Below are 14,604 nucleotides of genomic sequence, written 5' to 3'. Positions count from 1 at the left end.
ACTCTGCTCTCTATTGTGAGTCAAAAGAAAGCAGATTGAGACTCATTTGGCTTTGATATTGAGTTAAATCTACCAATTCTCCACTACATATGTTGTTGTATATTTCCTGCATTTCTTCAGGGTTGTTATCCTTGGTTAAAAAACGAAAGGCAGAAGCAGCAAGGTATTCTACTTGCTCCTCAAATGCTAACCATCGGCGTTCTTCTATCTCTGCCACTTGACCTGTTGTATTTGAACCAGCAAAGATATCCACTACTATATCCCCAGGGTCTGTCAGGAAGCGAATAAAGAACTCTGGAAGTTTAACAGGAAAGCGAGCGGGATGTTGTTTGACTGATAATACTTTACAGCCGTTTAGGTACTGACTATTAGATTCTGAATTTGGGATTTGCAAAAGATTGGAGGGAATAGACCCGCCGTTGTCTTTGCTAAAGGCTTTACCAATATCATGCCCAGATGGGCGTACTTTTGGCTTGTAATACTTGTCTGGATTATCGAGCAGCTTTTTCATGCGTTCACTGTAAGGCGCAAGAACTTTGGTAACGTCTGCTTTGGGCCACTCTGTCTTGCTAAACCACCAAACTGTATTTACGGAATCTTTAGTACGTATTTTGCGTTTATTTACCCACTCGATAGGGCTAGGTAATTTAGAAGGATTGTACCAATAGAAATCTTCCGCCAAAAAGAAACCAATGTCATCACACAAGCGGATAGGTACACGGTAGTTATACAAGCTGCGAACTGGAACACCTTTCTCGTATGACCCTCCCAAGTCGAGTACGAAACTACCATCATCCCGCAGTTTTCTGTAAACAAGTGTTGCGAATTCAGCGAGCCAGTCTATATACTCGTTTTGTTCTTTATTGCCGTATTCTTTTTTACGTTGGAGAGCAAAAGGTGGGCTAGATATTACTAGATTGACACTGCTATCTGGTAGTTCTTGCAGTAGTTCCCGTGAGTCACCACAGTAAGCAGCTCCTTTTTGAGTGAAATAAGCAGGTTTTTTGTTTTTAAGGCGTAAAATTGAGTTCATCGCAAAAGATAGTTACAGTCTGTAGAATTAAAGTTGTCAATAGGGTAATTTAAGTAGATTTACGGTTAAAACAAGGATAATAAAACAATATAATTGCTTGTCCGTAATCTGCACATGGTACAAGAGGTGAGTAGTATTTCATTAGAGATTTCGGCAGAGCTTGAAACGTTAGGCATCAAGTAAAAATAAGTAGTGCGAGCATCTTGCTCGCGCGGGCAAGATGCCCGCACTACAAATATTAAATTGTTCAACTTATTTTTACACGACTCCTTACACCATAAAGTATTTGAACTCCATCCTGCGGATTTGCTAGGAGAAAAGAGAATTGTTGCAACCTCATTCTGACCTTCAGCTACTGGAAGAATTATTTCCTGTCATAAAACAGTATCAGAATCTGGCATCTAAGCACGGAATTAGCGATATTTTTCAAGATAATGGTGGTAAATTATTGCAGGTCTTGCTGCTGCTTGGATTAACTGTCATTCCAGGACGGGAAGGTAATGATGCTGTAGATCAGGATGGTAATGAGTACGAATTAAAATCTGTCAATATTGAACTTACAAGAGGGTTCTCAACTCATCATCACATGAACCCTGTCATCATTAATAAATACCGTAAAGTAGATTGGATTTTTGCTATTTACAAAAACATTGAGATCCAGTCCATTTATCGCTTACGACCAATTCATTTAGAATCTTTTTATACACTTTGGGAAAATAAATGGTATGCCAATGGAGGGAAAGATATCAACAATCCAAAAATTCCTATAAAGTATGTCATTACAAATGGTGATTTATTGTATGGTAGTCCTCCTAATTTGCTCATACTAAAGCGGAGAAAATCAGGAATTTAATTAATTTAATTAAATACTATAAATAAAAATTATTTCTCTTTTGAATATCAGCAATTTGCTGAATTTTTGAAAAAATGCCATGACTAATGTTAATAAATTACAACAATTAGCCTCAAATTAGAGTAAATTTTAATTAGGCTGATATCTCCGAGTAGGAATTGCAGTATGGAATGAATGAATGAATAACTATAAACAGAGTAATGCTGCCAAAGGAAAAGAGTTATTCATTACTAACTATCAAATTCAGCGAAATTTGCAGAAAAATATCCAGATAGAAGAAAGGCAAAGCTGAACATTAAGTGTTCAGCTTTGCTTTAGAGGAAAAAATGCAAAAGCTTGCATTTCCTACCAATATCGGAAGAATGATATTTATCTTAATGTAGTGCAACTGCGATCGCAGTCCTAATCAGTCTTGAGGTCAACAGAAGCCAGACAATTCTACATATCGCCGTCTTCAGAGAACATCAAGCCAAGTGCAATCTAGAGGATACCCCAGAAGTGTAAAACTCCTTGGCCTGAAAAAATTTCCACTAGAATCACAGATACAAAACCAATCATTGCAAAACGACCGTTCCAGTTTTCGCTCTGAGGAGTGAAGCCCCAGCGTAAAGCGTTAGGGTCTTCAGAAACTGTAGGTGTAGTATTCTTAGCGCCTGCCATAAATAAGACTCCGAGCTTTTGTGTGGTAACAGTTGTGACTGCTGTAAAGTAATGTAACAGATTTTTATCGAAATGCAACATATTCTTGACAAAAGTAGGATAAATGTATTTAGCACTCACCCATAGAGGTTTTGCATCAGAAGTTTTTATGGTTTACCGGATAAATGACAATTTTTATACTTAAAATAAGATTTTTGCGATCGCCAGAAAATCATGCTCAAAAGTCCACTCCGTTATCCCGGCGGTAAATCAAAAGCAATCAAGCAAATAATTGAATACTTACCAGAAACTTTTTCGGAATTTAGAGAACCTTTTGTAGGTGGTGGTTCTGTATTTATTTATTTAAAGCAAAAATTTCCTCATTTAAAAATTTGGATTAATGATTTAAACTGTGAGTTATTTCTATTTTGGAAATTCGCCCAATCTGATATATCTCAACTAGTTGCTGAAATTCGTCGGATAAAAAAGGAATATACAGATGGTAAATTACTATTTAGAGAATTAACCAATGTAGATATCAATAAATTATCTGATTTGGAAAGAGCAGTCCGCTTTTTCGTCCTGAATAGAATTACATTTTCGGGAACTGTAGAATCTGGTGGTTTTTCCCAGGAAGCTTTTCATAAGCGCTTTACGAATTCATCAATAGACCGTCTAGAAAAATTAGGCAGTATTTTATCAAAAGATATTTTAATTACTAATTTAGATTATAGTGAATTACTAAATTCAGCAGGCGAGAAGGTATTTCTATTTTTAGATCCGCCTTATTTTATTGCTACTAAATCTAAACTTTATGGAATAGACGGTAACTTACATACCTCATTTGAACATCAGAAATTTGCGGAATTATTGAAACAATGCCATCACCAATGGTTAATCACTTACGACAATTCGCCACAAATTCGGGAAAATTTTAATTGGGCGAATATTTCCGAGTGGGAATTGCAGTATGGGATGAATAACTATAAACAGAGTAATGCTGCCAAAGGAAAAGAATTATTTATTACTAACTATCAAATTTTCTCGTAGTGAGGACTTCAGTCCTCAAATATATAAGGACTATGGTGTGTTTTCAATGTATTAGATCCCCCCAACCCCCCTTAAAAAGGGGGGCAAAAAAAGTCTTAAAATCCCCCTTTTCAAGGGGGATTTAGGGGGATCGAGAAATTTAGAAGGCTAAACGAGTAGTTTAAAAACACGCTCTAAAATCCTTACTACGAACAGTTTCCCATTTTCCGGTAGGATAACTCCCAGAGCCGACCACACACAAACAGAATTTTATGACAACTTCCCCCATCTCCACGCCAGAAACTTCACCTAGCTGGTATCTCCTGCTGCAACAATTAATCGATGGTGAATCTTTATCCCGCAATCAATCAGCAGAATTGATGCAAGGTTGGCTAAGTGAATCTGTTCCCCCAGAATTATCGGGAGCAATTTTAACAGCACTGAACTTTAAAGGCATTTCGGCTGACGAGTTGACTGGGATGGCACAAGTGCTACAGTCTCAATCTTCCTTTCAGGGAACTCAGAACTCAGAATTCAGCACTCTCATCGATACCTGTGGCACTGGTGGAGATGGTTCATCAACTTTTAATATTTCTACAGCAGTGGCTTTTGTGGCTGCTGCCTATGGTGTACCTGTTGCTAAACACGGTAATCGTTCGGCATCAAGTCTAACAGGAAGTGCGGATGTTTTAGAAGCTTTGGGTGTAAATCTTAGTGCTTCTAGCGAAAAAGTCCAAGCCGCAGTTAAAGAAGTGGGTATCACTTTTCTGTTTGCCCCTGGTTGGCATCCCGCACTCAAGTCTGTGGCGACTTTGCGGCGGACTCTCAAGGTAAGGACTGTTTTCAACTTACTTGGGCCTTTGGTGAATCCTTTAAATCCGACTGGGCAAGTGGTAGGGTTATTTACTCCTAAACTTTTGGCAACTGTTGCCTATGCTTTACAAAATTTGGGTAAGCAAAAGGCGATAGTTGTACATGGTCGAGAAAAACTTGATGAAGCGGGGTTAGGAGATGTAACCGATTTAGCCGTGCTATCTGATGGCGAAGTGCAGTTAACTACTGTTAATCCTGAAGAGGTGGGTTTAACGCCTGCAACAATAGGCACGCTCAGAGGTGGAAATGTCCAAGAAAATGCGGAGATTCTGAAAGCCGTACTACAAGGCAAAGGAACTAAGGCGCAACAGGATGCTGTGGCGTTAAATGCTTCATTGGCGCTACAAGTAGCAGGTGCGATCCCGTTGTTAGACCATGCCCAAGGTATTAAGCTGGCTAAGGATATCCTAGATAGTGGCGCTCCTTGGGTAAAGTTGGAGGAGTTAGTCCAGTTTCTACAGAATTGATTTCCGCGTGCGATTGCGGGCGAAATTCCACGACATTGCGTTTGATGGTGACATCGTAATTGCCGAAAAAGTCGTGGCCAAGCAGTCCTGTTTCTAGGTCTGATCCGGCGATCGCTACTGGTAGTTTATTCACCATTACCCCAGCTGCTGCCATTGAATCAACATAGCCAATGGTAAATTCTACAGATCTAGAACTGGCTGTGTTGGCTTTAGTTTTACCTACAGGTACTATACCCAAAGCATCGGCCATGTTTTGGGTAATTACAGTTCCACTAGCTCCTGTATCCACAATCATCTCAAATTTGCGATCGCCGTTGAAGGTAACATCAATAATCGGTGTTCCCCCAATCCGGCGTTTGATTGGGGCGATAAAGACATCTTCTTGCTCTTGGGCGACTGCTTCTGTGGGAGGTAATATGGATTTTGCTAATGGCTGTGGTTTTGGTAAAACTACAGCTAGAGGTTGGCTGGAAGTGGGTGTGGTTTTTTGCGCCGGAACAACCACTACTACCTTTTGGGGTTTAGCCGCTACTGGTGGTAGTGGTTTGGGGCTAGCTTTGTTTAAGGCATACTTAATCTGGCGCTCGTATTCGGAAATTTTGATTTGAGCGACCGTGAAATTGGGACTTTCTTGCTGCACATTTTTCATCAGCGCGATCGCATCCTGGAACTGACTCGCCACCAACTTCCAATCATCGGGTGATTGGGCAGATTGGCTGATTGTCATTGCACCTGCGGCTTTGTCTAGCGCTAATTCAAAAGAATTCAGTTCAATTACCGACGAGGACTGTGGCTGTGGTTCTGGGCTGGATAATGGGGAAGCTTCGATAACAGGCGATCCTGCTAAATTGTCCACGGGCGTTGGCTGCTCATGGACGCGAGTCGCAGTAGTCTGTTTCTCTTCACTACAGGCAACACCCAAAACCGCAAGCGCACTTGTTAGAGCAACCAGGGTTGCACGAGATAAAAAAGACTGGAGCATAATTAACTTTGATTTTACCTGCCCTTTAGGGTGGAAATCTACCTCTTTGGCTGGAAAGTTAGGAAATGGGCAAAGGGGCTGCCGACAGAGGAAGCTCCAGGAGAAATAACTGTTGACTGTTGACTGTTCCCTCTGACTATTGACCATTATTTAGTTTTTTATTTTTAATTAACGTAGCTTCAGAACCTTAATTCTCTAAACTCATGGGATAATTGACATTCGCAGCTTATAGCGAGACTAGAAACTAAGGAATAGGGCTTGAGACTACAATAAATTTTCCTAGCCCTGGTTCCCCTAGCCCCTAAACCCTAATCATGATTGCCTATGTCCCTGTCTGACACAATCCCTGCTCTACTTGTCCTAGCGGATGGAACTGCTTATCGTGGTTGGTCTTTTGGTGCCACAGGAACCACAATTGGGGAAGTGGTGTTTAACACTGGCATGACTGGGTATCAGGAAGTGTTAACAGATCCCAGCTACTGCGGTCAAATAGTTGTTTTTACCTATCCTGAACTGGGTAACACTGGGGTCAATCCTGAAGATGAAGAATCGGCTAGACCACAGGTGCGAGGTGCGATCGCCCGCAATATTTGTCAGCGACCAAGTAACTGGCGCTCAACACAATCCTTACCTGACTACCTGAAACAGCACCAAGTCCCAGGTATTTACGGCATTGATACCCGCGCCCTCACCCGCAAAATTCGGATGTTTGGAGCCATGAATGGCGCTATTTCCACATCTATTTTGGATGAGGCTGATCTGCTAGAGCAGGTACAGTCAGCTCCGAGTATGCAGGGGCTAAATCTTGTGCGTGAAGTCACTACCCCAACGGTTTATCAATGGTCAGATCCCACAATCCCCGCTTGGGAATTTAACCTGGATACAGCGAGCAATACGGGGGAATCCTTCACCGTTGTTGCCTTAGACTTTGGAGTGAAACGTAATATCTTGCGTCGCCTAGCCAGTTACGGTTGCCAAGTAATTGTTGTTCCTGCCAATACACCACCAGAGGAAATTCTCAAATATAATCCTGATGGCATCTTTCTTTCCAACGGGCCTGGTGACCCAGCCGCAGTTACTGAAGGTATTGAAACTGCCAAAGCACTGCTAGGCGCTGAAAAACCCATCTTTGGCATTTGTATGGGGCATCAAATTTTGGGTCATGCCTTGGGAGCAGAAACCTTTAAGCTCAAGTTTGGTCATCGGGGATTGAATCAGCCTGCGGGTTTACAACAACGGATAGAAATTACTAGCCAAAACCACAGTTTTGCTATTGACCCAGATTCTTTACCTGAAGCAGTTGTGGAAATTAGCCACCTAAACTTGAACGATCGCACTGTTGCTGGGGTACGTCACAAATCTCTGCCTGTATTTTCAGTACAATATCACCCAGAAGCTAGTCCTGGCCCTCACGATGCTGATTACTTGTTTGCGGAATTTGTCAAAGCAATGCGACAAGCACGTCAATTGGCCGCAACTGGGGTTAAATAAAATAGGGACTAGGGACTAGGGTCTAGGGTCTAGGGTCTAGGGTCTAGGGTCTAGGGAACAAGGATAAAGGCAAATAACCAATGCCCCATGCCCAATGCCTGGTGGCTGAGCGAAGCCGAAGCCCCATACCCAATGCCCCATGCCCCATTTCCTAAACCAGCAGGTTCTAGACAACTTGCACCAAAACCATTTATACTGGAGCGTTCACTTTCACCATGAGGAGGGAGTTATTGCTGAGCCACTGAATCTAACTGTGAGCCTGAGGGGTACTCGAGAAGCCCGGGATAACTATCAGCTATTCCGCCTCACAGGTTTATTAGATGCTTTTTCTGAGCCGACATTTCGCAAGGTACTCGATAGCAAGATTGATGAGGGTCCAAAGAACATTATTTTGGATCTATCGCAAATTGACTTTGTTGATAGCTCTGGCTTAGGTGCTTTGGTACAGGTAGCCAAGCACGCTCAAAGCGCCAACGGCACCTTGCAAATTGTCACCAATGCCCGTGTAACTCAAACGGTCAAGCTTGTTCGCTTAGAGAAGTTTCTCTCGCTGCAACCAAATGTTGAAGCGGCTCTAGAAAACATCAAGTCATCTTAATTGCTTGACCAAAAAGCAATCTAGCTATCCGATGCTTTATCTGGATAGCTTAATTTTTAGCCAAGCTGGCGCGTCTAAATTCTACATTTCGTGGTGCAGACCCTGGGGATTCTTAGTTCCTTGCCATCAAAGAAACCGCCAAAAGGACTGCTCACTGTTGTTTGTCTTGTGTGATTTGTCAACACAAAAGACAAAGCGCAAAGTCTGAGCGTTGCAAGTCGGCGCTCAGACGGCAGTTCCTTTAAATGAGGGAACCCCGCCAACGGACTACCTCAACTTTGTCACAGATAACAAATAACAAACCTGACAAGTTAATCTGCAACTGAAAATTTCAATTTTTTCCAAAAAGATCAGATTTATTCAGTAATTTCTGTTAGTGTAGATTATGCTAAGTATCTAAACACAAGAGCAATAATGCCTGCCAAATATAGCACAATAAGGAATAATTAACTTGTGAAGCCCAAGGAGGAAGAGCAATTAGATGAACAAGATGAAGCTGCTAAACAGAATTCATTTTGGACTGAATCACTCTTGGCCAGCACATTTCAATTACCCGAACAAATCTCTGTTTCACAAGTGCAACAAATTTCTCCTGCTGCATTAGCATATGTAGGGGATGCAATTTATGAGCTATATGTTAGAATGTTTTATCTAATGCCATTGCAGCGACCAGACACTTACCATCGTCTGGTAGTGGCACAGGTAAGAGCAGAAAAACAGGCGCTACATTTGCGATCGCTAAGACCTCATCTGAGGGATAGTGAATTAGATATTGTCCGACGGGGTCGTAATGCTGCCGCCGGACGCTCTAAACGGGTTGATCCAGAAATTTACCAGCAAGCAACGAGTCTAGAAACTTTAATTGGCTACCTTTATCTCACAGACTTCCCCCGCTTAACCGAACTCTTGCAAAAACTCCATCTAGAAAAATAGTGGGCAATAAATCTCACGAAAGCAAAATCAACTGGAGTGAGCTTCGGTAAGCTCAGTAAACAGTATGCCCACCTAATAAGTAATAGCAAATACTCCTATGTCATCTGATAAACCCAGAAAAATCAAGACTGCTGGCGAACCAAATCGCGGCCTACCTGTGAAAGTCAAGGGTAAGCGTGTTCTTGCTAATCCTATTCGTAATCCCAGACCCGCAGAAGGTAAGCCTACTCGCAATCCCAGACCCGTAGAAGTTAAGCCTGTTCGCAACTCCAGAACTGTAGATGCTAGACCCGGAACAGTTGGGACAAGCCAGCATCATCACTTTCCCTCTCCAGCCTCAGAGATCCACCAAGCATCAGAAGAAAGTGATGTTATCTATGGACGTCATCCAGTCTTAAGTGCTTTAGAAAATCAGCGTGGTCTCAACCGCATTTGGATTACTACTCGTTTACGTTACGATCCCCGCTTTCATCATTTGATCCTACAAGCAAAGGATAATGGTGCAGTCATTGATGAAGTAGAACCAAAGCGCTTAGACCAAATCACTCATGGGGCTAATCATCAAGGTATAGCCGCGCAAATCGCTCCCTACTCTTATATTGAATTACCAGATTTAATTGCACAGGCAAAATCTGTCAGCGATCCAGTCATTATCGTTGCTGATGGAATTACTGATCCCCATAACTTAGGTGCAATTATTCGCACAGCAGAAGCTATCGGCGCACAAGGTTTAGTGATCCCGCAAAGAAGGGCTTCCGGGATCACTTCGACTGTGGTAAAAGTAGCAGCAGGTGCTTTAGAAAACTTCTCCGTTGCTCGTGTAGTTAATCTGGGCCGTTCTTTAGAAGAACTCAAGGAAGCTGGCTTTTGGATTTATGGCACAGCAGCAACCGGCAGTGAACCCTTGCATACGGTGAGTTTTAGCGGTCCGATTGTTTTAGTGATTGGCTCTGAAGGTGAAGGACTCAGCATGTTAACACAACGCTCTTGCGATGTCTTAGTATCTATCCCTCTACAGGGTAAAACCCCTAGTCTCAATGCTTCAGTCGCAGCAGGTATGGGGCTTTATGAAATTTACCGCCAGCGCTTGGTAAACACACATTATCTCGATAGATTGCACAAAACCTCTTTGAAAAATCAAAATAACAGAGTATAAAGAAATGTAAAGCAAAAACACAAAGCAAAATATCGTTTAATATCCAGTACTTCATTCATCAATTGGCAACTACCATGACAACCATTTGGGATGATCTCAAGGAAAAGTTGATTAACACAGCCAACAATCTAGGCCTGGCTTGGTGGGTAGAGATTGTGACGCAGAATCCCCGTTGTACATACTACTTTGGCCCATTTCTGAACTCTGTGGATGCTAATCTAGCAATTAAAGGTTACATAGAAGATTTGGAGACTGAAGGCGCACAAGGAATCATCGTGAATGTGAAGCGTTGCAAACCAGATTCTTTAACAATTGCCGAAGACTTGGGGGAAAGGATTGACCGTAAAGTAACGCCTGCCTTTAGCGGTCAAATGTAAATTAGGCAATAGTTCAGTACTAAGTGCTGATTCCAGGTAGAACCAATAGGAAAAATTCATTTATCCTTTTTGTGTCCTTTGTCCCTTTTTGATGCATAGTGATGAAAATTTTTTAATAAATTTCTGGAGAATGTTCTTCTAACCAGTGGTCAATATCTCTCAATACTTGCTCAGGAATTTCCCAAGGGAAAAGATGGGCAGTATTGGGGTAAGATTGCCACTGACAGTTATTCAGGTGACGAGCCGTTTCTAAACTAGCATCAACTGTGATGTGGCGGTCTTGGGCACCAGCAAGTACCAGACTGGGAGATTCGATTTGCCATAAATCTGTCAGTCTGTTGTAGCCTGCTTGTATAGCAGTATAAAGGGCACGAGTAGCAGCAGGGGACGTTTGTAAATAAGCTGGCACAGCGTCCTTAGCAAGATAACCGTAAGCTGTAGGTGTATGTTGTTGGATCAGGTAACGAAACAGCGATCGCTTCCCAAAAGTTTCAATATTCCACTGCCAACTTGGTTTGATACAGTTCAATATTCCCGCCACACCAGTGTACACATTATCCTGCCAACTAATTGGGGGATGGTTACCACGAGGTCTGGCGGCTGTAGCCACCAAAATCAGCCCTGTAACCCGTTGTGGTAAGCGTAATGCCAGTTCCATCGCCAAAATGCCACCCAATGACCACCCCAATACTAGACATTTTTCAATTTCAAAGCGGTCTAGAAGAGCTTCTAAGTCATTTAAATGGTCTTGCATAGCAAAATTTCCCTGAAAGCGACTTTTGCCATATCCACGCAAATCTGGGGCGAAAGTTTGGTAGCGCTTTGATAGGTGATTTGTAAACACAGAAAGACTCCGACCGGAACCAGGATGGCCATGTAAAGCCAAGATGGGGAATCCTTGACCTTGAACATAGACATTTAACTTTACAGCATCAGCCGTATGGCGATCGCCCATCACTCCCCGTTCTCCTAATGTCATAGCAATTATTGATATCTCGCTTCTAATTGTGACATAGTGCTAGGAGCAAGGATTTCAGGGCATTATCTGAACCATCAAACAGATTTTTCTTGATAACCACCAGCGTAGGTAATCACGCACATGTGTTTATATGTAGGGTGGCTACCGAAAGCAACCCCCGTGACTTTAAAAGCAGAGTTAAAGATATTTGTGCGATGACCGCGATCGCGCACGCCATCATCAATAATTAATTGCATAATGATGTCTGGGGCTAGATTAACACCATAGCTAATGTTTTCCGCTGCGGTAATTTGCCATTTACCATAACGGTTGATGCGAGTAAAGGGATCGCTACCATCGCTACCATAGTGACCCATCGCGCCTGTAATTCCTTGGTCTTGCGCATGATCTTTAGCCGCCAAAGACATACCTGAGGATGTACTCAAAGCTGCTACAGGACTAGCCGAAGACAGAAATGAAATTGCTTCATCAACAGCTTTGACTCCTTCTTGAGTTTGTAAATAAACCCGATCAGAGATTTTGACTTGCGTACCTTGGAAGCGCTGTTTCCAGTTAGCTAAAACTGGGAGATATGCGGTTGGATTTGTGCGCACCTTGTTCATTTCTGCGATTACTTGGCTTTCTAAACTAGATAGCATTTTTTAATTTATTCCCAAAATATTGTGGAAAAATCTCTGACAAATGACAAAATCATGATTTTTCTTGATAACCACCAGCGTAATCAATTACGCAGATTGTTCTATATTTTTTGTGAGTTCCATAAGCTACACCAGCAACTTTGAAAGAAGCATTAAAAATGTTGGTGCGATGTCCGCGATTGGGTACACCATCATCAATAATTAACTGCATGACGATATCTTGGGCGGTGTTTGGGCCATAGCTAATATTTTCACCTGCGGTAGTTTGCCATTGACCATAGCGATTAATCCGAGTAACTGGGCTGCTACCATCACTACCATCATGACCTGTTGCACCTTTGGGGCCTTGGTCTTTGACATGATCTCTAGCACCTAAAGACATTCCTTTAGATGTAGTCAATGCTCCCACAGGACGAGCTGACTTGAGAAATGCGATCGCCTCATCAACCGCTTTCACCCCTTCTTGAGTCACCAAATAAGTATTCTCAGCAATTTTGACTTTGTTGCCTTGAAAGCGCTTTCTATAGTTTTGTAAGATAGTCAGGTAACCTTTAGGATTTGTCCGCACCTTGTTAGTTTCATCAATTACTTGTTGTTCTAATGGAGAAAGATAACTGGCCTTAGCTAACAGAGTTGGACTAGCTTTTTGAACTATAGATTGGGGCGATTTTGCTACAGACTGCTTATTCGGTAGCAGTTGTTGATAACAGCTAGCTATCAGAGTAAGAGGTAAAAATAGCCAAATTCCAGCGCGACTCATAAATTATCTCACTAGGTTATTTATACGGTGAAAATTTATAAATTTTAAATACAACACCAGATAGTAAAATTTCGGGAATTTTACTTTAAATTCTCTGAAAGAAAAGCGCAGAGTTACGCCCAAGAGTACAGACAACTCTCCAATACTCGGCGTTAAGCCTCTGCGTTATACAATTCTCACTCAACATAATGTTGTAACCTTTCTTACAATAAACGTAAAGAGTGAGTAGAGCTTCTCAGGGACACGGGGACACGGAGACACGGGGAAAATTAATTCAAAATATCCCCTAGCCCCTAGTCCCTAACCCCTACGGTCTGCCATCATCTACTTAGCATCCGCTAATATCTTTTCGATATTTGATAACTGCACTACACCAGAGAAATTTTTACTATTCATCACAAAAAAAGGTGTGCCATCAATGCCCAATTTTTCTGCTAGTCGAATATCGTTTTCTATTGCTTTTTCGGCAAGATTATTCACACCAAAAGCATCGCTTTTAAATTTTTCTAAATCCAGATTCAAAGATTTGGCAGTATCTAAATATAACGCTTCGCCAAGTTGTTTTTGGTTAGCAAACAAAGCATCATGATATTCCCAAAATTTACCCTGTTGATTTGCAGCCCAAGCTGCTTTAGCCGCCGGTAATGCTTGGTCATGAATTGCAATTAAAGGCAAATGTTTGTAAACTAATGTAACTTCATTTGGGTGCTTTGCTAATAACTGCTTCAGGGTTTTATGAGCTTCAGCACAGTAAGGACATTGAAAGTCAGAAAATTCTATCAGCACAATCTTTGATTGAGCCACTGCCGTAGAGGGAGATTCACCAATTACTGACGGAAGATTTATATTTAAATCCTGTAAAAATGCTTGGCGTACTTGTTTTAGCTGTTGTTGTTGTTGCAGTTGGTATGTTTGGACAGATTCGATAATTACCTCCGGGTGTTCGCGGAGGACTTGTAATATTTGCTGTTCTAGTTTGGGACTGACGGAACTAGCAGCTTGTGCAGGGAGTGACCAGCCTAAAACCAAACATAGTAAGCTGATGAATACCCAAGTACGCATATACCGAAAGAATTGACGCATATCAAAACACTCACTCAATAAACATCCTCATAGTATTCCCTCAGATGAGTGGGTGCGATCGCATTTTTGGGCAAAATCAAATTTAATCACTCATGAGGGCGCGTCAAGAGGGCGCAAAGACCGCAATCAAGAGGGCGCGGAGACCGCGCCCCTACGGGGGTTTTCTGGATCTTTGTCCCAACGAATGGGGTTGGCGATAATGTATCGTTGGATCAGGTGTAATGTATTTTGATGGCGAATTATGCGATCGTAATAATTACGTTGCCACACGCGATTTTTCGGTGTGCAATCAATTTGATTGATAATTTTAGTTGTTTGGTATTTGTAATAGGCGACAATTTGTCCCAACGTCGTTTTTCGCCGCCGTAGGGGCGGGGTCTCCCCGCCCTTTATATCGGCACCCAAATCTTCATACAATCCATCTGTAAAATTATCAGTAATCACAATAATTCCGTGAAGATGATTGGGCATGATGATAAATTCATCTAATTCAACATTGGGAAAATGATCGGGAATTTCCAACCACAACCGAAAGGCGATCGCACCTCTAATTGTAAGTTTCATCTCCCCATTGATGATTTCGCCTAAACAACATTCATGGTGTTGGGTGCAAATGGTGATAAAGTATGCGCCTGGTTGTGAATAGTCGTATCCCCCCAAGCGAATTGATTGGCGATGGTGAATCTTGGGGTTATATTTCACGGTGCATTGGG

General features: G+C 42.1%; 17 protein-coding genes. 9 read left to right on the top strand and 8 right to left on the bottom strand.

Going from position 1 to position 14,604, the window contains the following annotated elements; genetic code table 11:
- Positions 1-10: 10 nt before the first annotated feature.
- Positions 11-1,033 (bottom strand): DNA-methyltransferase, encoded by a 1,023-nt coding sequence (locus AACU32_RS25760; RefSeq protein ID WP_096604020.1) that lies wholly within the window; start codon positions 1,031-1,033, stop codon positions 11-13.
- A 325-nt stretch (positions 1,034-1,358) separates the two neighbouring features.
- On the opposite strand from AACU32_RS25760, the gene AACU32_RS25755 reads away from it, so the two are divergent.
- Positions 1,359-1,886, top strand: coding sequence for a hypothetical protein (locus tag AACU32_RS25755; protein ID WP_339378275.1), 528 nt, complete (start codon positions 1,359-1,361; stop codon positions 1,884-1,886).
- Positions 1,887-2,366: 480 nt separating this feature from the next.
- Here AACU32_RS25755 and AACU32_RS25750 read toward each other — a convergent pair whose 3' ends face one another.
- Positions 2,367-2,546, bottom strand: a complete 180-nt coding sequence (locus AACU32_RS25750) for a high light inducible protein (RefSeq protein WP_096608176.1) — start codon at positions 2,544-2,546, stop codon at positions 2,367-2,369.
- A gap of 213 nt (positions 2,547-2,759) precedes the next feature.
- Here AACU32_RS25750 and AACU32_RS25745 point away from each other — a divergent pair, with 213 nt between their 5' ends.
- Positions 2,760-3,575 carry a DNA adenine methylase gene (locus tag AACU32_RS25745; protein ID WP_096604019.1) on the top strand — a complete coding sequence of 272 codons (816 nt, stop codon included), beginning with the start codon at positions 2,760-2,762 and terminating at the stop codon, positions 3,573-3,575.
- A gap of 251 nt (positions 3,576-3,826) precedes the next feature.
- Positions 3,827-4,894 carry an anthranilate phosphoribosyltransferase gene (gene trpD / locus AACU32_RS25740; RefSeq protein WP_096604018.1) on the top strand — a complete coding sequence of 356 codons (1,068 nt, stop codon included), beginning with the start codon at positions 3,827-3,829 and terminating at the stop codon, positions 4,892-4,894.
- Here trpD and AACU32_RS25735 read toward each other — a convergent pair.
- Positions 4,824-5,876: a retroviral-like aspartic protease family protein gene (locus AACU32_RS25735; RefSeq protein WP_096604017.1), complete on the bottom strand. Its 1,053-nt coding sequence runs from the start codon at positions 5,874-5,876 to the stop codon at positions 4,824-4,826. The genes trpD and AACU32_RS25735 overlap by 71 nt on opposite strands.
- Before the next feature lie 324 nt (positions 5,877-6,200).
- On the opposite strand from AACU32_RS25735, the gene carA reads away from it, so the two are divergent.
- From carA to AACU32_RS25705, 6 genes are all read left to right on the top strand, one after another.
- Complete coding sequence (carA, locus tag AACU32_RS25730) at positions 6,201-7,367, top strand: glutamine-hydrolyzing carbamoyl-phosphate synthase small subunit (RefSeq protein WP_096604016.1); 1,167 nt, start codon at positions 6,201-6,203, stop codon at positions 7,365-7,367.
- Between the two features lie 87 nt (positions 7,368-7,454).
- Positions 7,455-7,586 (top strand): hypothetical protein, encoded by a 132-nt coding sequence (locus AACU32_RS25725; RefSeq protein ID WP_339378274.1) that lies wholly within the window; start codon positions 7,455-7,457, stop codon positions 7,584-7,586.
- Positions 7,587-7,620: 34 nt separating this feature from the next.
- Positions 7,621-7,965: an anti-sigma factor antagonist gene (locus AACU32_RS25720; RefSeq protein ID WP_096608175.1), complete on the top strand. Its 345-nt coding sequence runs from the start codon at positions 7,621-7,623 to the stop codon at positions 7,963-7,965.
- 453 nt (positions 7,966-8,418) lie between these two features.
- Positions 8,419-8,898 (top strand): Mini-ribonuclease 3, encoded by a 480-nt coding sequence (locus AACU32_RS25715; RefSeq protein ID WP_096604015.1) that lies wholly within the window; start codon positions 8,419-8,421, stop codon positions 8,896-8,898.
- A 97-nt stretch (positions 8,899-8,995) separates the two neighbouring features.
- The gene (gene rlmB, locus AACU32_RS25710) at positions 8,996-10,054 is read left to right on the top strand and encodes a 23S rRNA (guanosine(2251)-2'-O)-methyltransferase RlmB (RefSeq protein ID WP_096604014.1); all 1,059 of its coding nucleotides are present in this window, start codon (positions 8,996-8,998) and stop codon (positions 10,052-10,054) included.
- Between the two features lie 74 nt (positions 10,055-10,128).
- A complete protein-coding gene (locus tag AACU32_RS25705; RefSeq protein ID WP_096604013.1) occupies positions 10,129-10,431 on the top strand; it encodes a DUF1816 domain-containing protein in 303 nt (100 codons plus the stop codon).
- Between the two features lie 112 nt (positions 10,432-10,543).
- Here AACU32_RS25705 and AACU32_RS25700 read toward each other — a convergent pair whose 3' ends face one another.
- From AACU32_RS25700 to AACU32_RS25680, 5 genes are all read right to left on the bottom strand, one after another.
- A complete protein-coding gene (locus AACU32_RS25700; protein WP_096608174.1) occupies positions 10,544-11,386 on the bottom strand; it encodes an alpha/beta fold hydrolase in 843 nt (280 codons plus the stop codon).
- Positions 11,387-11,484: 98 nt separating this feature from the next.
- Complete coding sequence (locus tag AACU32_RS25695) at positions 11,485-12,048, bottom strand: CAP domain-containing protein (RefSeq protein ID WP_096604012.1); 564 nt, start codon at positions 12,046-12,048, stop codon at positions 11,485-11,487.
- Positions 12,049-12,100: 52 nt separating this feature from the next.
- Positions 12,101-12,808, bottom strand: a complete 708-nt coding sequence (locus AACU32_RS25690) for a CAP domain-containing protein (RefSeq protein ID WP_096604011.1) — start codon at positions 12,806-12,808, stop codon at positions 12,101-12,103.
- Between the two features lie 324 nt (positions 12,809-13,132).
- Entirely contained in the window at positions 13,133-13,891 is a 759-nt protein-coding gene (locus tag AACU32_RS25685) for a DsbA family protein (RefSeq protein ID WP_096604010.1), read from the bottom strand.
- 126 nt (positions 13,892-14,017) lie between these two features.
- Positions 14,018-14,593, bottom strand: a complete 576-nt coding sequence (locus AACU32_RS25680) for a transposase (RefSeq protein WP_096604009.1) — start codon at positions 14,591-14,593, stop codon at positions 14,018-14,020.
- Positions 14,594-14,604: the final 11 nt, after the last annotated feature.

Origin of the sequence: Calothrix sp. NIES-2100 (assembly GCF_963875285.1) — a bacterium.
Classification (GTDB): Bacteria; Cyanobacteriota; Cyanobacteriia; order Cyanobacteriales; family Nostocaceae; genus Aulosira.
This window is presented reverse-complemented; position numbering and strand designations above follow the sequence as displayed.